General features: G+C 61.5%; 21 protein-coding genes. 1 reads left to right on the top strand and 20 read right to left on the bottom strand.

All coding sequences use genetic code 11. The annotated features are described in order from the left end of the window. Positions 1–4 precede the first annotated feature (4 nt). From AC07UC_RS19915 to AC07UC_RS19950, 8 genes are all read right to left on the bottom strand, one after another. Complete coding sequence (locus AC07UC_RS19915) at positions 5–1,915, bottom strand: phage tail fiber domain-containing protein (protein WP_494907146.1); 1,911 nt, start codon at positions 1,913–1,915, stop codon at positions 5–7. Between the two features lie 72 nt (positions 1,916–1,987). After that, complete coding sequence (locus tag AC07UC_RS19920; RefSeq protein ID WP_494907147.1) at positions 1,988–5,656, bottom strand: phage tail tip lysozyme; 3,669 nt, start codon at positions 5,654–5,656, stop codon at positions 1,988–1,990. Positions 5,657–5,713: 57 nt separating this feature from the next. Continuing rightward, positions 5,714–8,026: a hypothetical protein gene (locus AC07UC_RS19925; RefSeq protein ID WP_494907148.1), complete on the bottom strand. Its 2,313-nt coding sequence runs from the start codon at positions 8,024–8,026 to the stop codon at positions 5,714–5,716. Next, a complete protein-coding gene (locus AC07UC_RS19930; protein WP_494907149.1) occupies positions 8,026–8,571 on the bottom strand; it encodes a virion core protein, T7 gp14 family in 546 nt (181 codons plus the stop codon). The genes AC07UC_RS19925 and AC07UC_RS19930 overlap by 1 nt, the downstream gene beginning before the upstream one ends. Positions 8,572–8,573: 2 nt before the next feature. Next, positions 8,574–9,035, bottom strand: coding sequence for a hypothetical protein (locus tag AC07UC_RS19935; RefSeq protein WP_494907150.1), 462 nt, complete (start codon positions 9,033–9,035; stop codon positions 8,574–8,576). Beyond that, positions 9,035–11,509, bottom strand: a complete 2,475-nt coding sequence (locus AC07UC_RS19940; protein ID WP_494907151.1) for a phage nozzle protein — start codon at positions 11,507–11,509, stop codon at positions 9,035–9,037. The genes AC07UC_RS19935 and AC07UC_RS19940 overlap by 1 nt, the downstream gene beginning before the upstream one ends. Beyond that, positions 11,510–12,097, bottom strand: coding sequence for a phage tail tubular protein A (locus tag AC07UC_RS19945; protein ID WP_494907152.1), 588 nt, complete (start codon positions 12,095–12,097; stop codon positions 11,510–11,512). A 79-nt stretch (positions 12,098–12,176) separates the two neighbouring features. Then, positions 12,177–13,109: a major capsid protein gene (locus AC07UC_RS19950; RefSeq protein WP_494907153.1), complete on the bottom strand. Its 933-nt coding sequence runs from the start codon at positions 13,107–13,109 to the stop codon at positions 12,177–12,179. A gap of 271 nt (positions 13,110–13,380) precedes the next feature. Here AC07UC_RS19950 and AC07UC_RS19955 point away from each other — a divergent pair, with 271 nt between their 5' ends. After that, complete coding sequence (locus AC07UC_RS19955; protein WP_494907154.1) at positions 13,381–13,929, top strand: hypothetical protein; 549 nt, start codon at positions 13,381–13,383, stop codon at positions 13,927–13,929. Positions 13,930–14,135: 206 nt separating this feature from the next. On the opposite strand, the gene AC07UC_RS19960 is transcribed toward AC07UC_RS19955, so the two are convergent. From AC07UC_RS19960 to AC07UC_RS20015, 12 genes are all read right to left on the bottom strand, one after another. Continuing rightward, positions 14,136–14,360 (bottom strand): hypothetical protein, encoded by a 225-nt coding sequence (locus AC07UC_RS19960; RefSeq protein WP_494907155.1) that lies wholly within the window; start codon positions 14,358–14,360, stop codon positions 14,136–14,138. 41 nt (positions 14,361–14,401) lie between these two features. Beyond that, positions 14,402–14,683 carry a hypothetical protein gene (locus AC07UC_RS19965; protein ID WP_494907156.1) on the bottom strand — a complete coding sequence of 94 codons (282 nt, stop codon included), beginning with the start codon at positions 14,681–14,683 and terminating at the stop codon, positions 14,402–14,404. Further along, positions 14,683–15,066: a M15 family metallopeptidase gene (locus AC07UC_RS19970; RefSeq protein ID WP_494907157.1), complete on the bottom strand. Its 384-nt coding sequence runs from the start codon at positions 15,064–15,066 to the stop codon at positions 14,683–14,685. The genes AC07UC_RS19965 and AC07UC_RS19970 overlap by 1 nt, the downstream gene beginning before the upstream one ends. Before the next feature lie 78 nt (positions 15,067–15,144). Continuing rightward, a complete protein-coding gene (locus AC07UC_RS19975; RefSeq protein WP_494907158.1) occupies positions 15,145–15,993 on the bottom strand; it encodes a capsid assembly protein in 849 nt (282 codons plus the stop codon). Then, a complete protein-coding gene (locus AC07UC_RS19980; protein WP_494907159.1) occupies positions 15,990–16,166 on the bottom strand; it encodes a hypothetical protein in 177 nt (58 codons plus the stop codon). Before AC07UC_RS19980 ends, AC07UC_RS19975 begins: the two co-directional genes overlap by 4 nt. After that, positions 16,159–17,748: a portal protein gene (locus AC07UC_RS19985; protein ID WP_494907160.1), complete on the bottom strand. Its 1,590-nt coding sequence runs from the start codon at positions 17,746–17,748 to the stop codon at positions 16,159–16,161. The genes AC07UC_RS19980 and AC07UC_RS19985 overlap by 8 nt, the downstream gene beginning before the upstream one ends. A gap of 190 nt (positions 17,749–17,938) precedes the next feature. Then, a complete protein-coding gene (locus tag AC07UC_RS19990; RefSeq protein WP_494907161.1) occupies positions 17,939–18,172 on the bottom strand; it encodes a hypothetical protein in 234 nt (77 codons plus the stop codon). Beyond that, positions 18,169–18,321: a hypothetical protein gene (locus AC07UC_RS19995; RefSeq protein ID WP_494907162.1), complete on the bottom strand. Its 153-nt coding sequence runs from the start codon at positions 18,319–18,321 to the stop codon at positions 18,169–18,171. Before AC07UC_RS19995 ends, AC07UC_RS19990 begins: the two co-directional genes overlap by 4 nt. 131 nt (positions 18,322–18,452) lie before the next feature. Next, on the bottom strand, positions 18,453–19,262 hold the full coding sequence (locus tag AC07UC_RS20000; RefSeq protein WP_494907163.1) for a hypothetical protein: 810 nt from the start codon (positions 19,260–19,262) through the stop codon (positions 18,453–18,455). Beyond that, on the bottom strand, positions 19,259–19,459 hold the full coding sequence (locus AC07UC_RS20005; RefSeq protein WP_494907164.1) for a hypothetical protein: 201 nt from the start codon (positions 19,457–19,459) through the stop codon (positions 19,259–19,261). Before AC07UC_RS20005 ends, AC07UC_RS20000 begins: the two co-directional genes overlap by 4 nt. Next, the gene (locus AC07UC_RS20010) at positions 19,456–19,668 is read right to left on the bottom strand and encodes a hypothetical protein (RefSeq protein ID WP_494907165.1); all 213 of its coding nucleotides are present in this window, start codon (positions 19,666–19,668) and stop codon (positions 19,456–19,458) included. The genes AC07UC_RS20005 and AC07UC_RS20010 overlap by 4 nt, the downstream gene beginning before the upstream one ends. A gap of 24 nt (positions 19,669–19,692) precedes the next feature. Next, positions 19,693–19,995, bottom strand: a complete 303-nt coding sequence (locus tag AC07UC_RS20015; RefSeq protein WP_494907166.1) for a GIY-YIG nuclease family protein — start codon at positions 19,993–19,995, stop codon at positions 19,693–19,695. Positions 19,996–19,997: the final 2 nt, after the last annotated feature.

Consider the following 19,997-nt stretch of genomic DNA (forward strand, 5'->3'; position numbering starts at 1 on the left):
TGCCTTATCGAAGCTCGTACCAAGTGCCGAGCGAGACCACAGAGGTCAGCTTGTAGTACCAACCGGCAGGGATAATTCCGCCTGCGGTCGGCCTTCCGCTGTCACCAGTCGACATGAAGACGAAGGTGAGCCAGTTAACGTTGTCCGGTGAGACAGCCACGTTGCCACGGTCAGCGCTGTAGCTGATCTGGATCGCCCTGCCGGTGGTGTTCTGGTAGGCCGTGTTGAGGGTTCGCGTGACAGCTTGCCAAGTCTGGCCAGAGCCAATGCCTGCGCCGGGGAGCGCGGCAAGGGTGGCGTATCGTGCATCCTGTTCAGCTTGGCTGATCTGGAGCTTGTACCAAGCACCCCACGTTCCGTTGTTCAGCTCTCGACGGTAGGACTTGGTGTCGGCAGCGCTGTCCGTATTGAACGAGTGGACCGATTGCGTGGCCCAAACGCCATTGTGGACGATTACGTCACCAAGCCAATAGCCGGTGTCCGGGGCATTAGTCGCCGCAGCGCCCCAGTACCAGCCGTTGCTGACGGCACTATTCCAGTCCGTGATCTGTTGTGAGATCGCGCCGAGGCGGGCTGCAGTCGGACCCTCGACACCCTGCGGTCCAGTCGGACCAGTCGGACCCTGAATGCCCTGGATGCCTGGATCACCTTTGACGGCGACGGGGGACCAATAGGTCGTGTTCGTCGGGACCGTGCCGGTGCTGGCAAGGATGTTGATGTAGGAGCTGCCGTTGTAGGAGACGACGTCCTTCGGAATGTAGGCGGTCGCGGCTGAGAAGGCACCACGCCAGACCATGCCCGGAGAACCCGTGGCACCAGTGGCTCCGATAGGACCCTGAGCGCCTTGGGAGCCCTGAGCACCTTGAATGCCCTGAGCGCCGGGCGCGCCGGTAGCACCAGTCGGACCAATCGGGCCAACCTCGCCGGTCAACCCCTGCGGACCCTGAGGACCCTGAGGACCGGTGTCGCCTTTCGGACCCTGCGGACCCTGGACGCCCTGAGGGCCTGCCGGGCCTTGGAGACCCTGAGGGCCACGACCAAACGGCACACCATCGGACCAAGCGCCAACGGCGTTGGAAAGCTTCCAGTAGACGATCCCGAGCTGGGTATCGAGGAAGGAGAAGTTGGCACGCTCGGCGTTGTACGCGGCTCGATCAGCCGTCAAGCCAGAGGCGTCGGGATCGAATGCCTTACCGATGGGACCTTCAGGACCCTGGTAGCCCTGCGGGCCTTGGATGCCGGGGAGACCCTGCGGGCCAGACACACCGGGGATGCCCTGAGCGCCCTGTGGACCAGCGATGCCCTGAGGACCCTGGGGGCCAACCGGACCACGATCACCAGTAGGACCGGTGGGGCCTTGCGGACCAGCGGGACCTTGCGGACCAAGAGGCCCAACAGGGCCTTGGTTGCCGGTCGGACCCTTGTCGCCGGTCTCACCCTTGGGCATGTCAGCAGACGTGAAGGGACGGAACTGGCCGTCAGCGTCAAAGCCGAGGACGTTACCCCTGCGGGCTTCGATAGAGGGGAACTGTAGGACGACGCGGCCAGCATCAGTGGTCGGGGACGACAGAGTGCCGGCGCGCATCAGGGTCGCTACGTCGGCGCTCTCTTGCCCAACATACATCGCCTGGAGGGCTTGCCTGTTGAGGTCTTCGGAACGGAGCGAGGAGCCATTCGCAATGGTCACCAGCGGCTTCGCTGCCGGCGTCTCGCGGGCGATCCTGATCTTCTTTCCGGTGGCGGGCGCTGTGGTGAAGCGGATGGAGAACGGACCCATCCAAGTGAAGGAGCCCGTGGGAACTTCGTCGACGTAGACCTTGATGTGGTTCCGGTCGAGGTAGCCAAAGTCGAACGTGAAGTCGCGCTTCGACCCGTCGCCGTCATAGACGACGAACGAAAGAATTGGTGAGGTCATTGGTTTCCTTGGAGTGGAAATGCAAAAGGCCCCCGGTGGTTAGCCGAGGGCCTCGTTGAGGGTGCGTGTGGGTTACTGGCGGGGCGGATGCTTCGGGAGATCAGAGATCGCCGCGTTGAGCCCCATCGTGATCGGCAGAGCGTTGCCGAAGGGGAGGACGCGGGTCAGTGCCCGAGCCTCATCCTGCGACCACTGGCCGTCACGGAACAGTCCAGCGACACCACGAGTTGCCTGCGTTAGGTCGTCGATACCGCCCATCGTCGGGTTGCCGAAGAGCATGTTGCTCGCCTGACCCGTCGTGCGGGTGTAGGAGAACAGGGCGTCGTTGCCTGAGGCGTAGAGTCCCGTGTCGACCAGCATCGGGATGATCGAGGACACTCCTGCACGGGCGAAGCCGGCAGCAGCTAGGTTCTTCGGATTGAGCCGCTCTTCGAGGAACTTGTCCTTGTCTTCGCGGCCCATAGCCTGGAGCTTCATCTGGGCGATGTAGGAGGCCGTGGCCAAGCCCGAGGTCAGCATGAGCTGATGGAACGCCATGGTGTCACGCATGTTGAGCGCCTTCAGGGTCTGTTTGGCGTAGGCCCCGACCATGAACGTGCGGAACTGCATGAATATCTTGGCAAGCGGATGGGACATCCACATCGCCATGTTCCCGATGTCGTTCTTCTGGATGATCTGCCGGCTGAACCTGTGGGCTGCCCGAATGAAAGCCTCACGGGCCTCCTTGTCGGCCCACTTGTCGAAGTGCGCTCGGGTGATCTTCCTGCCCGTGATGAAGCCGGTCTCATGCTCGAAATTGCCTTCCTCGCGGAACATCTTCATGACGCGGTCGGTCATGTCCTTGTCCATGCCCAGGTCGGCCAGCCGCTTGGCCGAGAAGGCCTTGCCGCCGTGCGCCATGTCGGAGAACCTCTGGATGATCGCCGCAGCGGTCCAGCGTTCCAGCATGACGTTGGCCTGGGTGAGGCCCGAGATTTCCGAGGTAGCCTTGTTGGCCTTGTTCAGGCCCCTCTCGACCACGTCCTTCCACGTCGAGGTAGGCTCTTCGTAGAGGTGCGTTAGGTCTTCAAGGTTGTAGTTGGAGCTGTGCGTGAGGCGGTCTGCGCCTACACCCAGGATGGCCTCCAAATCGTCCGCTAGGCCGGACTTCAGGATCGACGCTCCGTCATCATTCACGACGCGGCGAAGGGCCGGCGCTTGCGACAGGGCAGCCTTCCATCCGAGGGACGCGATGGGCATCCCGATCTCGGAGAGCTGAGCGAAGCCGACTTGGTTCATGATGCGCGCGAAGTTGAACTTACGGAGCATCCTGAGGGTCCAGCCGGCGTTGGTGGCGTCCAGGGTGTTGGTCGGTCGACCGAGGATCGAGGCGTAGGCGAACTCCATGCGCTTGAGGCCGGTGGCTGCCTGGGCCTTGGTGATCTTGCCCGATGCGATCAGCTCAGCGTTCCTCTGCTTGGTCAACTGGATGTACTGGTTCCAGTCGGCGTCGGAGGTGAAGCCGTTGATCACAAGGTTGCCAGCGCCGTCACTCCAGCGGTAGCGGGCCAGAGCCACGCGGCCCATGGTGGATCGCATGTAGCGGGTGAAGTTGGCCTTGGCGTCCGTCGAGAACAGGTCGGAGAGCTTCAGCTCCTCCATGGTGCCTGTGAGGTTGTTCCTCATCATGACCCCAGGCATGCTCTCGTCGAGCAGCAGGCGGGTCTTCATGTGGCCGTCAGCGCCCTTGTCGGTGCCCTTCTTGCCAGCCCCGGAGAGCTGCCATTTGAGGGCGTCAACGTCTTCCTTGATCAGGCCGTAGTTCTTCTCCAGCATTTCCAGCAGGCCGTCGAGGTTGGCTTTGGACAGGTTGAGGTTGGCCACGTCATCGAGCCCATGAGCGCGATCCATGATGGCCTTTGTGAAAGCCTTGGAGGTGCGCTCGATCACGTCGTCCTTGAGTGCCGTGTTGGCGGACTTCATGGCGCGACCTATGAGGTTCGAGACCGCGTCCTCACCAAACATCCGCCGTGCTTCCATCAGCTTAGGAGCTTCCCAGAAGCGTGGGGCGAAGTGGGGGTCGGCCTTGACAGCATCGGCGTTCAGAACCGGACGGGCATCAGCGAACCCTTCACGGAGGAAGGGGTTCTGCATCATCTTTAGGGCGTCGGAGTAGAGAGCGACTTGCTTGTCGCCTGCCTTGCGAACTGCGGCGTCGTAACGATCTTCCCTGCCGGTCGCCCGGTCGCGGATGTAGGCGTCGACCTCGTCGTTGAACTTGCGCTCGATCTGGTTGCCGTTAAGGCCCTTCTGGCGCGAGCCATAGTCCTTGAGCTGTGTCTTGTAGACCTGCTCGTGGTAGATGACCTTCTCCTCGAACAGCCGGGTCATGTCCTCGGAAGCCGAGATGTTGTTGACAGCGCCACCCTTCTTACCAACGCCGTCCTGCACGAGGCCGGCAGCAGCGTTGATGAGGTGGTTCTCGTCTTCCATCATTCGGGCCGCGAGGTCGACGCGGAAGCGACCACCAAAGGTCTGCGCGAAATCCCGGTCATCGACCTGGGCGATCAGCTTGTCCTCGTCGAGGAACGGCTTGGCAGGGGTAGCCTTGGCGGCACCCACTGAACCAGGCATAGCGAGACCCTCGTGGGCGTCTACGGCGTTGGCCGCAGCGCGTCTCAAGCCCTCAGCCTCAAATGCCGTCGAGGGGTGCGCGAAGAGATGACCGACGACGCCACCCACACCGGCACCGAGAATGGTCCCGGCGAGAAGATCCATTTGGCCGGTCTCAGGGTTTGCCAGAGTAGCTGCAGTGCCACCGAAGCCGGCAGCAGCGCCCACACCAGCCCCACGGACGGCGTTGGCGAGCCTGCCACCCTTTGAGCCGAAGACGAGGGCGTGGCCCATAGAGCCGCCCACGGCGTCACCAGCGAGGGCAACAGGGTCGAGGATCGAGTTGGCGATGTTCAGAGCCGCACCGGTGAAGCCTGCGTTGGCCAGCCGGGTGCGCTGATCGAAGTCGGCCTTGATGCGCCCGAGGTTGTCTTGATAGTCGGCCTCGGAGACCGAGGTCAGGCCTACAGAACCGCGGCCTTCCGAGTACGTCTTGATCTCGCTCTCAGGGATGCCACGGGCCTGGAAGTCAGCCGCGATGCGCTTCTGATCGAGCGACCAGTTAGGGTCGGCCTGAGGCTTGTCGTAGGAGCCGCGAGCCCAGTTGTCCGTGAGCCACGGGAGCGTCTGGTTCTGGGCCGCGCTGTCTTGGACGGTCTGCCACAGGCTAGGATCGGCCGCCGTGTTCGGCTGAGCTGCCGGCTGGGCGGTGAACCACTGGTGGACGTCGCCTGTCGCCATAGAAATGTCTGAGGAGCCGTTGCGATACTTGGATCGCCGCTGGGCGAGGTAGTCGGCCCGAGGACGCTCCCAGTGTTCAACGAACAGGGCTGCCGCCTCGTTGGAGGTCTGGGCGCTCATAACCCGCTGCCAAGCGCCGGCCTCGTTGCTGGCGTTCTCCTTCATGAAGAAGTCGAGCTGGGTGTCGAAGTCGCTCACTGCGGTGCCCCGACCACGGGCGAAGGCTTCAAGATTGGCCTTCCGTGGACCGTTCCACTGAGCAAGACCAACCGCGTTGCCGTTGTCTCCAACGATGTCGGTGTTGAAGTTGCTCTCGTCCGCGAAGTTCATCGCAACGCCCTGGGCGACGTGCAATGGCACACCACGCCTCTGGAGGCCGGCGATGACTTGATCTGCTGTAACCTTCATGAGGCTCCTTGATGATGAAATGGAAAGGCCCCCGGTGGTGTGCCGAGGGCCTGAGGGTTAGTTGCTGGCGCGAGGGCTCAGCGGCGGCATGAAGCCGTTGTCGTCGTAGAGGGGCTTGGTCGAGCCAGGGCGGGTCGGCTTGTGAGCCTTGGGCTTGTCCTTCGCAGGAGGCACCATGGCACCAACAGCGGCACCAGCGTCTCGCGCCTTGGACGTGTCGATCACTTCTGCCTTGGCCCGCTTGCCGGACTTCTTGACCACAGGAGCGCCACCGGCCTCCGGTATCGTGATCTCGTAGTACTCACGGGTCTTGGGGTCGACGTAGCGCCCGTCAGACGAGGAGACCAGACCACGGGCTCGGGCAGCGCCCTGAAGGGTCACTGCGTTGGTGGCCTTGGCGGTTGCCTCAGTGTCCGCGATCTTCGAGACTTCCCTCACGCGGGCGAGGGTGACGAAGTGGGGCTGGCCGGCATCGTTCATGATCGGCGCACCGGTCGTCTTGTCGATCAGCATGAACCGACCGTTGGAGCGGTTGATGTCGCCGATGGGCATGATCGAGATGTCGCCGGTCGAGATGTCGTGAGACGTCAGGACCTGGGGGTTCTCCGTCACGAAGCCTTGAATGATGCTGTCCATGGACTCCTTGAAGTTGTCCGGCAGGACCATCGAGCCGGTCTCCAGAAGGACACCGTTGTAGGTCGTGGAGCTGCGCTTGACGTAGTCCGTTGCCGACTTGATGGCTTGGTCAGCGTCCATGCCGCCACGCACGAAGCGCTTGGCCATGGAAGCCACCCGCTGCTGGCCCGCCGCCGCGTTCCACGGGGTCATGTCGCTCTCGCCCCACAGCCACCCAGGCGTCCTGGCGAGCGTCTTGACGGAGGCGTCAATGGCGTCGTTCTGAGCCTTGGTGAAGTTCAGGCCGTCGACTTGTACCGGCTGGGAAGTCCTGATGGCGAACTCCAGGGCAGCCTGATCGGACATCTGGCGTCCGTCCTTGCCGGGCATGTCGTTCTTGGCAAGGATGAAGCTCTCCATGAAGTCACGGTCTTCCTCCTTGGTGTAGGCCATGTAGGTGTTCTTGGAGTTGTTGTAGAGCCACTGCGCGGTCTTCACCTTCTGCATGACCCGATCCATCGCCTGGGGGTCCTGCGTCATGTCCACCGAAGCGGCTTGGAAGATACCGCCGACCTCAGCCTTGAGGGCAGGATGATCGACGCCGGAAGCGTTGGCGACCTTGACCTCCCTGGCCAACGTCTGCTCGCCGGTCTCCTTGTCCTTGGCGGCGGTGTCGCGGGACTTGATGAGGTAGCGCTGATAGGCTTCCTTCTTGATCGTCTCGCCGCTCTCGTTGTGCTGCTCGCCCTTGTAGTCGAACCACGGGACGTCGGTGATCTGGTCACCCTTGCCCGCTGCAACCAGCTCGTCAGCGGATGCTGCGATGGAAGCCTTCTGCTGGTTGTCATTGCGAACGCCGATGGCCTTGGCAGCCTCAGCCTTGATCTGAAGGACGCGGTCACGATAGGCCCGCTGACCCGACAGGGACGTCTTTCCAGAGCGTCCATCGTACTCAGCATCGAGCATCGCCACAGCGTACTCAGGGTTCGTCTGAGCCATCCTTGCGGCGGCGTTCAGGTACTCCTGATCAAGCTCTTCTTCGCCGGCCCCTAGGGAGCCCTTGACGCCAAGCTCTTTGCGCATCTGGTTGAGGTTCGCGGAGAACTGCTTTGGGTCGACCCCAGCGTTGATCCACTCGTTCGCCTTGTCGCTGATGACGGTGAAGGCGTTGTCGACGGTGGTCTGGTTGATCCGCTTGTTGCGGTAGTCCTGCTGCTTGGCGAGGACCGAGGTCTTGTACTGGTCCCAGGCCCTGCCAGCAGCGGCCAAGGCGTTAGGGTCGGTGAGGTTCGGCTCGGCCTTGATGCTCTCTTGGAACTTCTTGGCGAGGAACTCTTCCGGGTTCCCCTTGTCCCAATCGAACGTGGTCGCCAGTTCCTGATCAGTGTCAGCCGCGATGGCCTGAGCCCACTTCTGGCCGTAGATCGCCTGATTGGCGGCGTTCTTGATCTTGTCCTGCGAAACCATCATCCTGCCGTCAGCGATCTCCTTACGGGTGTCCGCTAGGGTCTGGCCGGCCATGTGCATCTGGAAGGCTGCGTCCTCTTTGGCCAGCTCTTCCTTGGACTTCTTGCCGGTCAGCCCGACGAGGTTCCCGACGCTGCCCGAGAAGGCACCCAGGGCGTCAGCCAGACGGAACAGGTTCTCGTTCTTGGCCGGCTGCGGCGGTGGGGCGTAGGTGTCGGACTGCATTGGAGCCGGCGTGAGCCGGGTGTTGTTCTGCAGCTCCGGTACTTGAACTCTTCCCTGAGGCATTAGGCGATACCCTGTAGCTTGGCCCTCTGGTAGCCGCCGTAGGCGTCGAGACCACCACCGAGGATGCGGATGGCGGCGTCAGCGAACGATGGCTTCTGGCCCTGTTGAACGGAGTTGATGCGGCCCTCGGCCTGCGCCTGGGTGGCGTCCATCTCGCCTCGGAGATAGTCGGCCTGCATCTGGTAATTGTTGTCGAGGGTTCGCTCGTAGCGGCCCTGCTGCCCGTAGTAGTCGCCGATGAGGGCGTCGACCGAGAGACCTGTTACGCCAGCTTCGCCGGCAGCGACCTCAGCGGTGGCCCTGGCTCGCGTGGCATCGGTCTGCAACTGCTGCGTCTCCTGCGAGGCAGCCTTGCGTTCCTGTAGGGCGCGGTTCTGGTTGGCCGCGTAGGTGTTGACGGCAGCCTTGTTGGCCGCGTCACGGTTGTTCTTGTAGTACTGCTGCTGCGCCTCAGCCTGCTGCGACTGCGCCACGTAGCCCACAACGGAGCTGGCAGCGGAGAGAGCGAACTGAGCGACAGCCATGCCGACTGCGCCGACGCACATCGTTATGACCTCAATCTTGCAAATTCGTGGAAGGGACGCTTCTCGACGCCGAACTCTTCGTGGGTCCTCAGGAACGAGAAACCCATGCGCCTGAGCCAGCGGATGTGGAGCGTGTTGCGGGCGTCGATATGGTTGCCCAGGAGTGGGCGGATGCGGTGGAGCTTTGCGAGCCACCTTGGTGCCATCGAGATCAACTCGCGGCGGTGCTGCATGATGGCCGGGGAGGTGACCATCCAGACGATCCCGAGGTGGGGGTTGTTATGGACAGGGTCCAGTCCGAAGATGCCTTGGACAACCCCGTCATGGTCAACAGCGACCCAGGCATGCTCGCCACTTGTGAACAGCGGCAGAGCCGCCTCAGGTGTCATTCCCAAGGCGGCTTGTATTTCGTCTCGGTCTGCTGACCGCAAGCGCGGGGCCAGGAAGACTGCGTCGGCCTCCTTGGCCCTGCGAATGGTGATCATCAAATCCTTGTCGATTTCTGGACGTAGTTAGCGACCCACTCTGCGGAGAGCAGGCAGGACGGGAGATAGCTGTCGTTCACGATCTCGACGACCACGCGGTCATTCTTCGAGAGCAGCGGGACCTTGAAGGAGCCATCGCTCAGGTTGACCACGTCGACCCGGTTGTTCGGATCACCCATGAGGCGACCGTTGGAGAAGTACGAGCGGACCTCGCGCGCCAGAGGAGTGACCTCGACACGGAAGTAGGCGGTCTTCGAGAACTGGATCAGGAGGTGCAAGAGCTGCAGCCGTCCCTCGGTGATCGTCGTGACGCCCCCGCTTCGGCTCTCCTGCCGGATGAAGATCGTGGACAGCCGGTAGCGCATCTCGTAGTTCGTGCCGAAGTAGAGCGGAACGCCCCGAAGGTCCCCTGCGAGGACGATCTGAGATGCACTCTTGGAGTTGATCTGGATTGCCAGACCTGGCTCCATGACGGGGTCCTGCTGGCCAGCCGTGACGCACACGTAGCTGTCGCTGGTGATGTCGTATGGCATGGGCACCGTGGTGGTGTTGTCATACGGATCAAAGGTGCGGTTGCCAGTGTCAGCCACTGTGAAGCGGCGGTCGAGATTGACCACGAACCGGCAGAAGTCATCGACGCCACCCGGCTGGATATCCATCACCTCAATGAAGGCTTCCAAACCACGGTTGACGATCATGATGAGCTGGCTGTCGATGAACTCGATATCGAGGATCGCTGTAACGCCCGGGAACTGCCACCGTGACCAGCTTGCCTGGAGCTGCTGATCGTTGTTCCAGTAGTACTTGTAGGCGTAGAGCGCCGTAGGGTCGCCCTCAGCCTGCACCACAAGGATGTCCTCATGGGTCGATGCAGCGATCCTTAGGGCGGTGCCTGGGACGTACTGGGGGACATGTCCGGTCGCATCTGCTGCGTCGGCTAATCCGGTGTTCACGTCGATCTTGTAGTCGCGGATCATGGTGAACTGGCCGCGATCCACTGGGAAGAAGATCGAGTTGCCGGCGCGAACCGGACGAGCCACGCTCGATGCCGAGAACGATGTCGATGGTCGGATAGAGGCTGTCTTTGGGGTCAGCAGCTCGTTGCCCATAAGGGTGAACTGCGTCTGGTCCGCGAACATCACCAACCTGTCAGCCGCCGCCACCGCGCTGCGAAGCACAGAGACGCCGTTATCGGTCGCCGCCACGTCAATGGGATCATCGTCGAGCAGCGCCGTCGCGGTCGAGCGGTAGAAGTCGAAGAACGAGCCGTGCCTGGAAAGGATGACGTTCTCGTCTGATAGGAAGCCGAGGCGGTTCTTAAAGAACAGCAGCTCATTGACTGTGTTGCCTACGAAGGAAGGACCGGGGGCGATCTTGTCGTCGCCGCATTTCCTCTGATCCCAAGTCGCAGCCTTGAACGTGAACGTGCCATTTGCCTCGCGAACGAGAACGTGCGGCATGGTGTTGGTGTCGAGCGCCTTAACGATCCCTGGCTTGGGCACCTCACGCCAAACGCCAACGGACGAGTTAGCGTCCTGCCGGTCGAAACGGACGAAGTAGTTGTCGAACTCAGTCCCAACGGACCCTGTGACCTCGACTGCAAAGTTGTGCTCGCAGAACGCCGGCAGATCAGAGAAATCCTGCACGGTCTTGCGGACAGCCTTCATGGCGTTGCCGTTGTAGCCATCGTCGACCGCGATGCTGAAGTCTGCACCGTTGTCCTTCTTGATGTAGATCGTCGACTTGAAGACCTTGACCGTCCAGCCATTGGCGGCAGTGATGCCGTTGGCAGCGAGGTTCGTGTCGGTAGCCTTCCACGTCCAGTTGCCGTTGGCCTGATCGTTGACCGTCTTCTCGAGCGCTACGGTCTCACCAGTGGCAAGCCTTCGGGCGATATAGGAGACGTCCACGGCGGGAGACTGAGCAGCGCTCTGGCCGTCCGGGGTCCGGTACTGCGCGACCTCGACGTTGTTGATCTTGATCGAGTAGACCTTGCCGTAGTTGCCGGCCATAACGTTGATCAGCGCTTCGCTCGGCGAGGGCTGCTCCACGACCGAGGCGTCAAGGGCGACCGCCTTGGTCTGGTTCGTGATGAAGGTGTAGTCCCCAACCGTCAGGGCTCGATACGGGGGACGCTTGTAGGTCGCCGCGTTGTAGCTCAGATAGCTGAACCCCGCTGGGGCATTGACCACCTTCTCTACGCCGGCCAGCGTGAACACGCGGATCGACGTTTGGGTGACCACAAGCTCATAGCGCTCGCTGGCATCACGGTTGATCGTGTGGGTGAAGACGGAGCCTGGGATAGCCGGCCCGAGGGCTGCCCGAACCTTCGTCGGCGGGCGCTTCTTGAGGCCGTCCACAATGGTGGAGTAGGCGTTCGTCTGAAGGTCGCCTTGGGTAGCCAGACGCAGGGCCATGGCCTGCTGACTGACACCGTTGGCAAAGTTGGCAATCGAGCCAGAGACCTTAGCCACTTAGCTGCGGCCTCTGAGCTTGATCATGAATTGGCTATCGGACAGCATGTTGGAATCGGTGCTGTCCATCTCCTCCTGCATCATTGCGGCGCGGGCGATCTGCTCGTCCTGCAGCGTGTAGGAGTGGGTCGCCTGATCCCCGAAGTACCGGTCTTGGTATTTGCGGGCGGCGCGGATCGTGATGTAGAGGCGGGCCGTGGACGGGAGTTCCTCGAAATCGAGGCCGAGGACCCAATCGACCGTCACGTTGCCAGTGAATTTGTAGGTGCGGTTGCCTTTGTCGTAGAGACGGAGGCCGCGCTGCACTGCGTTGGTGGACTGGCTTTCGCCGGATGTGTCGACCTTCAGGACGTTCGGCGGAAGGATGATTTCCCCGTTTTGATCTGGGGATACGCTCACGCCTTCCTCGCTGTTGAAGTTCCAGCCGATGGTCTGAACCTCAACTGAGGTGGCCCTGAGGGTATTCATGGCGAGCGAGGCGTCGATCACTTGGTTCTCCTCAAGGGTCGACACGGGGCTTTCTGCGCCGGTCGCGAGGATTTCGTTGATCGCCTCAAGCTCTGTCAGTGGTGTCAGGCCAGTGGCCATTGGTACTCCAGTGGAGAGGTTGAACGAAAAAAACCGAGGCCCCCGTTAGGAGGCCCCGGTTCGTGGTGGTGTGTTTGGATTAGGCCGTAGCCAGCTCCAGAGCGCACTCCGGACGGAGCTTGTCGTGACCGACAGCGTACTTGGCGACGATCAGGGTGCCCTGACGCGAGACCATGTATTCGCTCTCGATAGCGACATCGAGCAGCTTGACGGTGCCCGCAGCGCCCTTGTTGAAGATGACGCCGGCAGTGGTCGTGAAGTCGCCCTGGTACTTGGCCGGGCCGGTGTTCACGTTGGTGCCGTTCGGCAGGTTCAGGGACTTGAAGATCGGGATGTCCGCGATCTTGACGACCGAGCCATCCGAGTAGGAGCCCTTGCCGTCCCAGTCCTTGTTGATGACCTTGGTGTTCTGCGCCAGGGCGTAGTACTGCACCGGCTTCAGGGCACCCCAGCGCTCAGCCGGAATGTACTTGCCGTCCAGCACAGCGGCAGCGTCGAAGAAGGCCGCAGCCATCTTGTCCGAGTCCGTGAGCAGGGCAGCGTTGACGATCTTACCACCGCCCGGCAGGCCGTCGAGAACGGCAGCGCCACGCGAGGCGAGGATGATGGTGCGAGCGACGTTGCGGTCGTAAGCCTGAGCCAGCTCTTCGCCGAGCTGCTTGGTCATTTCCGAGCGGCTGTCGAAGTGGTTCATCGCCTCGTAGATGTTGGCGGTGAAGTAGTCGGTCAGGAGCAGATCGTCGATGGTGATGACGCGCTCGTTGAACTTCGCGACCGTACCCAGGACCTGATCGCCAGGGGTATGATAGCGGGCACCCGAGGTGCGGCCCGTTACCGGGAAGGAAGCGGACTTGCCTTCCGAGATGTTGCGGACCATGTGCTTGTCTGCGAACTCGACCGTGCGGGCGAATGCAGTGAGGATTTCGCCGGTCGCGACCTTGACGAAGTTGGCGTTGACGTCGCCGACGCCGTTGGCCTGACCGAGATTGGAAACGATGCCAGGATTGGCCATGTGTGTATTCCCGTGTTTGTTCTGAGGTTTGCGCGGACCTCGGAGCAGCACTGGAAGCGTCATTGGGATTGTCCGGCTTCCACACCCTCAGGTGCGGTTGGCGGGTCTCCAAGTGGTCTTCTGGTGAGACTTCCTTGGTTCCTTGATCACCGCCTAAAGAGGGGTGTGATCTGTCAGAACAGGGCGTCGGGAATGGTGTTTAGAACTGTATTTTGCGGCTAGTCGCAGAGGTCAGACTAGACGATGCTCAAGCAAAGGGAGATTCGGGGCGATGGCTAATGACGGGGGTGCCATTATTTTTGGGGTTGCGTGTTTGGCAGGCGTTTTGGCCTACAACGACACCTTCTATACAACGGGTCATACTTGGTATCAGCAGTGCTGGAAGGCGGCGACCCAGTCCAAAGCGCTCAACGCCCCTGCTGTAGGTCCCGACCCCGATACCGATGCTATCTGGAAGTCGTGCCCAAAAGATGCTGAACGGGCGATCTATGAAGACGGGATGTTGTTCGCCGCTGACGCAAACAGTGACCCGTACAGCGATCAATCGAGGCTTGCAGCGGTATGCCCGAAGATGTCGACCGAATGGAGATTTGGCGGCGAACATTTCTTGGCAGTCGAAGTCATCCAAAATCAGGGAGGCCCCGGTCTGTTCGACAGGTTCGTGCCAGCCGATGTGACCATCACCCGTTTTTATGCGAAGCAATGGCCTCAGTGCAGCAAAGAAAGAGAACGACAGGGTTACCCAAAGATCGTTGAAAAAGCGGATGGCACATTCAACTGGGAAAAACCCTGCGTCCCATGTGTTGCACCGAAATCCTAACGGTAGTCGGCTAGTGGGAGACGTTGTCGTAGAAGGCGATGAGGCGCTTGCCGCAGTCGGTCTTCTCGGTCTCTGATTTCTTCAGAGCGGCGATCAGGAAGATCACTCGCTTCTTGGTCATCACACCGCTCGACGGCGGGGCGACCTGGGTCTCGAAGCAGACCCGCAAGTCAGCGGGCAGCTCAGGGTAGTGAGGCGCGACGATCCTATTTCCAGAGGTCGCGCAACCGCTCAGTGTCATCGCCACTAAGGCAGACGCTATCGCGATCTTGAAGCGTGTCCACATAGGCATCCAGCTCGTCAATCTTATGTGTGAGAGCCGCCTGTCGTTTGGCAGCTTCGGTGGCGAGAATGGCGTCACCCAATCGGGCGTCCTTCTCGTTCTTGAGGTTCAGCTCGACGGCCTTCAGGTTCCCCTGGAGTATGGCCATCTCGGCTGCGTGGTTGCTATCCAGCCGGCCCTTACCGTAGATCACCCCGATGAGGGCGAGGATGGCGACAAGTCCGGCGAGGTAGGCATAGACCCTTGGTATGATAGGCCTGTCTCCTGTCCGTTGAAGAAATTCAGGAAGCGGCGGTAGTCCATGTGGCCGACACCGACATAAGCCCCGTAGAGGGAGCCGATCAGGGCCAGCGAGGATGCCACTGCGGCTGTCCCTTGGTTCGTGTAGAGGCTGTAGAAGGCGAGCCCCCATGCCAGCCCGGTGTTGCCGAGCAAGAACATCTTGGAGGTGCGCCTGCTCGACTTTTTCATCACGGGTAGCTGGCCCACGGAAGTTGGAAGTGCGGGCCGTCCTTGAAGGTCTTCCAGTCGCCGCCCCATTCGATGGGAACGCCAACGTCCTTAGCGGCCTGCTTCATGGCTGCCGCGAGGGGGTAGTAGAACTTCCAGTCGAAGGAAGGCTTGCCGTTCACGATGGGCAGGAGGTCGATTGCGTGGCCGTCTAGGTGACGGGAGCGCATCGTGGTCGAGACGCCCTTTGCGACGTTCTTGGCCTGCTGCGCCTTTGAGCGAAGACCTTCTCCTACCGTGAAGTCTTGGGTGGTGATTTCAATGGCGCGCTTGACCACTTTGACGAGGTCGGGGTGGACGCCTGCCAGATTGGCAAGCGACTTCGCGCCTAACGAGTAGGCCATGTGTTCCTTGAATTGACGCGGAAGGGGAGCCAGTCATTCCCCAATCACGAGCCCTACCGGTGGGCTCAACCCCGAGAGTTAGCGGATGTTGTCGGAGCGACCGAGCTTCTGCTCGACCGAGGTCCGGTATGCGTGGTCCGTGTTGTAGCGTTTGTCAGACATCGCCTGGGACACCTGAGCCCAGCTCGTGAAGACGTCATTGGCTGCGCCAGCCGGCTTGCCGCCGACCAGCTTCGGGTCTTTCCCGTTAGCCGCCTCGAACTTCGTCTTGAGCTGTTCCATGGCCATCACAGCAGCGTTCACGTCGGCACCTTCGAACGACTTGTTGAAGGTCTCGATCTCGGCAGCGGGGAGGGACGTGGAGGCCCATGCGAACATGCGGTCCATGCTGTCCTTGCCACCGGCTGCGGAGGTGATCCGCTGGGTTGCCAGCTCGGCGAGCGCCTGCTGACCGGCGATGTAGCTGTCGACGGTTGCCTTGTCGTAGCCGCTCTTCTGGGCCAGCTCGTAGTCGGCGTCGGTGAGCTTCTGGCCGTTCGCCTCGAAGCGCTTGTTCAGCTCCGAGACAACTTCAGCAGCCGCCTTGGGTGTCTCTTCGCCTTCGGGTTTCTGCTCCTCGTCAGGCTTCTTCTCTTCGCCCGGCTTGGGCTCTTCCTTTGGCGCACCGACCTTCTTCTCCAGCTCGGAGTAGGAGGCCAACAGCGCCTCATGATTCACCGTGCCCTTCTCGGCATCCCAGAACTTCTCGGGGACGTTGTCGGGGCGGACGGGCTTGGCCGTGCCGTTCTTTGCCGCTTCCTCAGCAGCGATCTTGGCACGGGCCTCAGCCTCATTGGTCGGGGCAGCCGCAGCAGCAGCCGCGAGAGCAGCAGCGCTCTCCTCAGCGGACGGCTGGACGGCCTGGACCTGGATGATTTCAGTGGTCAATGGTTCACCAACACGTTGCCGCTCAGGAGCAGCTCATGGTTGTCCGGCAGTTTGTCCTTGGCCTTAGCCTTCGGAGCTGCCTTGGGGGCTGCGGGGCCGGCGGGGCCATTCGCGCCTTTGGTTTCGGGGGCCGGCTCGGATGGGCCGACCGCGCCTTCATTTTCATCAGCCATTCTGTTCTCCTGTCGTGGCTTGTGGGGGTTGCTGCTTCATGGCCTCCTTACCCATGCCACCCATTTGGGCGATGGCTTGAGGACCAAGCTGTTGGATGAGCGCCTGCTGTTGAGCTGCGGCGTCAGCCTGGGCGATTTGCTCGTCAGTGCGGATGAGGCCACCCATGTCGATACCAAGGGCAGCACCACGGCGCTTGAAGTACTCACCGAGGTTGACGTATCGCCCAATTGCTTCGGGACCGCCGATCTGGGCGGCACCAGCGATGAAGCTGTCGAGGTTCTGCAGATCGTTGCCGCGACCGAGGGCGTCGAGGCCCGTGACGATGGTCGTCGAGGTGATCTCCTTGGGGAGTGGAGGCACCTTGCGCACGAACTCCATGCGGATTTCGTACAGCTTAGCGACGGGCAACTGGAACTCTTCAGCCAGCAGCGAGTAGACACCGCCGAGGCCCTGATCAAGTTCGCCGGCCATGAACCGGATTTCCTCTGCCGTGACCCGCTCACCCTTCCGCTGGACGGAGGTGTTGAGGAGGAAGGCGAAGGAGAGACGTTCGGTGAGCTGCTCGATGAACCGCTCGGCGACCGCGAAGTCAGCCTGCTTGTCGAGCCGTAGAGGCATGACGGAGTTGATGTCGCCCTGGACGAATGCGCCATTCTCAGCTTCGGAGAGCTTGCGGACGGAGATGGTCGAGTTGGGGTTGACGATCCAGATGACCTTAGCGCCCTGGACGGTGCCATCGCGGAGAGCTTCGGTGAGAACGTCGAGGGAGTTCAGATCGCCGATGTACTCGTCCACGAAGCCGCGACCGTAGTCCTCGCCCTCCACATAGGTGAAGCGCAGGGGCAGCCAGGGCAGCTTGTCGACCGGGTAGGAACCGGAGTAGTCGCCGTCGATCTCAACGTCGTCGATCTCCTGGGTGACGATGTATTGGTTCGAGGCGTCGTCGAGGGTGATCTTGGTGTAGACATCGACCTTGGCGTCACGGGGACCTTCTTGGGTCGCAGCGTTGATCTTGGCCTTGATGTCTTCGGAGAGGGCCACGCGGGCGACCTCTTCCTTGATGACCATGTCCAGAAGGTTGCCGGACGGGTCGCGATTGACCACGTAGGAGCTGAGGCGGAAGCCGCGTGGCTTACCCTTCTTCGGGATGAAGATCAGATAGTTGCCAGCGATGACAAGCTGGCGGCAGGCCTCGAACGACACAGGCCGGAACATGGAACCGTTCATCTCGGAGAGGACGGCACGTTCGCGGGCGCTGAGGGCCTTCTCGATCTCACCGCGCTTGTCGTCGGCCTTGGTCAGGTCTTGGAGAGCGATGTCGTCGATTTCGTATTTGAAGAAAGGCGCGTTGATGGGGAACAGGCTCTGGCTCAGCTTGGAAGCGAGGAACCTGACGCCACGAGCGCCTAGACCTTGGTTGGGCTCTACAAAGTCCGACGATCCCGAAGTGCCCTCTTTGGGGAACAGGTAGGGGACCGTAAGTTCAGCCGCGCGCCGAGCCCTTTTGAGATAAGGGTCTCGGGCTGTTGCGAGCTGCGCATAGAGAGCCTTCGCCGTGACAGTCGTCAGTGCGTCGGCCAAGGGTTACTGCGGAATGTTGATACCGGAGCTGCCAGTCCTGGCGAGCGGGATTGTCAGAGCCTTGCGACCCCTGCGGGCGGCGTTGGCGTTCGCGCCTTCCTGATTTGCGAGGCGGGATGTTTCGTTCAGGACGGGCGCGAGAGGCTTGTCATTGGCCGGCGGTGGCGGAGGAGCTACCGGGTCGGCCTTCTCAATCTTTGGCTTTGAGCACATTTGCGAGGAGGTCGTCTTCCTGATTTTGGAGGAGTGCAGCAAGGTGCGTGATGACCTTCTGCTGTCCGATCAAAGCCCCAAGCTCACGGTCGGAAATTCTTATGTCGGGAAGTTTGTCGGGGAAGACCTGTCTCAGGTACTTCACCATCTCCCGCGTGACTGCCGGAGGAGCGATAAACCCCTCCGTAGTGCTAGTTGTCACCCTATTCACCCGAGCCTATCCAGCTCGCGCTGCGCGAAGTAGATGATCTTGCGGAGGTCATAGGCGCGCGTCGTGCCATCCTTCGAGCCGAGCCGATAGCAGGCCTTGAAGATGTTCCCGATGCTGAACCCCATGTTCCGATGCTCGATCAGGTCCATGAGTTCCTTGGCCCCCTCGGGGATCAGATAGTACGACGAAGCGCCCCCGTCAGACTTGACCGCTGGGGCCGAGCCTTCGGGGACGCACTGTCTGGTGCAGACGTAGCCTGGGCCTTTGCAGGCACAGTCCGTCATCGTGGCGTCCACAGAATGGGTTCCTTCTTCTCGTGGTCATAGTCGGAGTTGTGGAGGATGCGGGCCAGTCGAGCCTGCAGCAGGGCGTCTTCCTCGGTGAGGCCGGCGCGGAGGTACTGGTGGACAACGGCGTCCCAAAGCGTGGGCACCGGGATTTCCTTCCAGCGAGTCTCGATCTCACCCTTGCGCTTGCCGCGCTCGATGGTGTGTTCGTAGGCCTCCCAGCCGGTGACGTTCTGGAGAGCCGTGGCGGCCGTCACAGGACCCATACCGGGGCAGCCGGGGTAGCCGTCCGTGGTGTCGCCGGTCAGGGCCTGCGTGAGGAAGTTTATCTCGGCCTCCTCAGGCGTGACGTTGATGATCTCGCCGTTCCTGTAGATCAGGCCGGGGATCGTCATCATGTCCTTGTCCTGGGAGACGATGATCTTCTCGCCCTTGATGATCCGAGGGTTGGTCGCGAGGATGCCCATGACATCGTCGGCCTCGATCCCAGGCTTGAACTTCGCGCCGTGTTCCTCGATCAGCCAGCGCTTGACCTCGTTGGTCCCGACCGGCTTGCGTTGCCGGCCCTTCTTGTAGCCAGCGTAGAGGTCGTGGCGGAACGTCGTGCCCTTCGAGAGAGTGATCACCGAAGCGTCGGCGTCGAGGTCTCGCTCAAGGCGTTTGATGGTGGAGAGGACGGTGGCCTTAACCTCTGCGACGTCGCATGTCAGGGTCCACTCGTCGTCGCCCCAGTCGGTCTCAACCTCCAGGGCAGCTCCGGTCGATACGACGAGGATGTCCCCGTCGATCAGCAGTGTTCTCAAATGGTCTCCTCGGTGAGTTTGACGGGGACCGCAGCGTAGCGGTAGGCCCTGGTGGTCATTTCCTTCGCACAGGCCGAGGCCGCAGCCTTGCCGTGGTAGATGCGGGCCTTGTCGAGACTGTCGACGCGCTTCCGCTGCCAGCGACCGAGGCCGGCGACGTAGTGGCCCGTGTCAATGTCCTTGACGACGAACCTCATTCGTAGACCACCACCTGGGACGGCGAGCGCTCGGCCAGGGCGTTCCGCTCCGACCGGATCACCAGATACTCGACGCCGTAGCCGGACCTGATGTACTTGGCGATTTCCTCGACGACACCCACGAGGGTCTCAGCGGAGTTGCCCCGGCGTGAACCGTAGGCGATCTTGGAGCCGACCGAGATGGTCTTGCCCAGCTTGTCGGTCGCCATCAGTCGATTTCCCTGATGCCGTATTTATTCGTCAGCACTTCCTGCATTGCCTTCCGGTCGGAAGACTTCAGCAGCCCGGCGAGCGAGCCCCCGTAGCAGACCGGCTGCATCTTCTGGATGTAGGTCGAACCACTCTGTGCCGGCGATGCGATAGCCAGCCAGCAGCTCGTGAAGAACTGCCTCAGCCTGTTTGCGATCATCAAAACTCCTTGTTTCGTGGAAGTAGTAGGCCCGGTCGGGGTCATTGGTGTTTGCCTGTCGAAGGCGGTTCTTAAGGTCCTTCGCGAAGCCGGCCTTGCTTCGCCCAGGCCACGCAGGGTTCGCCATGA

It is taken from the genome of Mesorhizobium sp. GW821-FHT04C10 (assembly GCF_059420305.1).

Bases quoted from the DNA above. Each gene is read 5' to 3' on its own strand.
- AC07UC_RS19920 (WP_494907147.1), bottom strand. From the start codon at position 5,656: ATGAAGGTTACAGCAGATCAAGTCATCGCCGGCCTCCAGAGGCGTGGT.
- AC07UC_RS19965 (WP_494907156.1), bottom strand. From the start codon at position 14,683: ATGAAAAAGTCGAGCAGGCGCACCTCCAAGATGTTCTTGCTCGGCAAC.
- AC07UC_RS19950 (WP_494907153.1), bottom strand. From the start codon at position 13,109: ATGGCCAATCCTGGCATCGTTTCCAATCTCGGTCAGGCCAACGGCGTC.
- AC07UC_RS19945 (WP_494907152.1), bottom strand. From the start codon at position 12,097: ATGGCCACTGGCCTGACACCACTGACAGAGCTTGAGGCGATCAACGAA.
- AC07UC_RS19960 (WP_494907155.1), bottom strand. From the start codon at position 14,360: ATGGCCATACTCCAGGGGAACCTGAAGGCCGTCGAGCTGAACCTCAAG.
- AC07UC_RS19970 (WP_494907157.1), bottom strand. From the start codon at position 15,066: ATGGCCTACTCGTTAGGCGCGAAGTCGCTTGCCAATCTGGCAGGCGTC.
- AC07UC_RS19980 (WP_494907159.1), bottom strand. From the start codon at position 16,166: ATGGCTGATGAAAATGAAGGCGCGGTCGGCCCATCCGAGCCGGCCCCC.
- AC07UC_RS20010 (WP_494907165.1), bottom strand. From the start codon at position 19,668: ATGGCGACCGACAAGCTGGGCAAGACCATCTCGGTCGGCTCCAAGATC.
- AC07UC_RS20015 (WP_494907166.1), bottom strand. From the start codon at position 19,995: ATGGCGAACCCTGCGTGGCCTGGGCGAAGCAAGGCCGGCTTCGCGAAG.
- AC07UC_RS19915 (WP_494907146.1), bottom strand. From the start codon at position 1,915: ATGACCTCACCAATTCTTTCGTTCGTCGTCTATGACGGCGACGGGTCG.
- AC07UC_RS19935 (WP_494907150.1), bottom strand. From the start codon at position 9,035: ATGATCACCATTCGCAGGGCCAAGGAGGCCGACGCAGTCTTCCTGGCC.
- AC07UC_RS19955 (WP_494907154.1), top strand. From the start codon at position 13,381: ATGGCTAATGACGGGGGTGCCATTATTTTTGGGGTTGCGTGTTTGGCA.
- AC07UC_RS19995 (WP_494907162.1), bottom strand. From the start codon at position 18,321: ATGGACCTGATCGAGCATCGGAACATGGGGTTCAGCATCGGGAACATC.
- AC07UC_RS20005 (WP_494907164.1), bottom strand. From the start codon at position 19,459: ATGAGGTTCGTCGTCAAGGACATTGACACGGGCCACTACGTCGCCGGC.
- AC07UC_RS19925 (WP_494907148.1), bottom strand. From the start codon at position 8,026: ATGCCTCAGGGAAGAGTTCAAGTACCGGAGCTGCAGAACAACACCCGG.
- AC07UC_RS19930 (WP_494907149.1), bottom strand. From the start codon at position 8,571: ATGTGCGTCGGCGCAGTCGGCATGGCTGTCGCTCAGTTCGCTCTCTCC.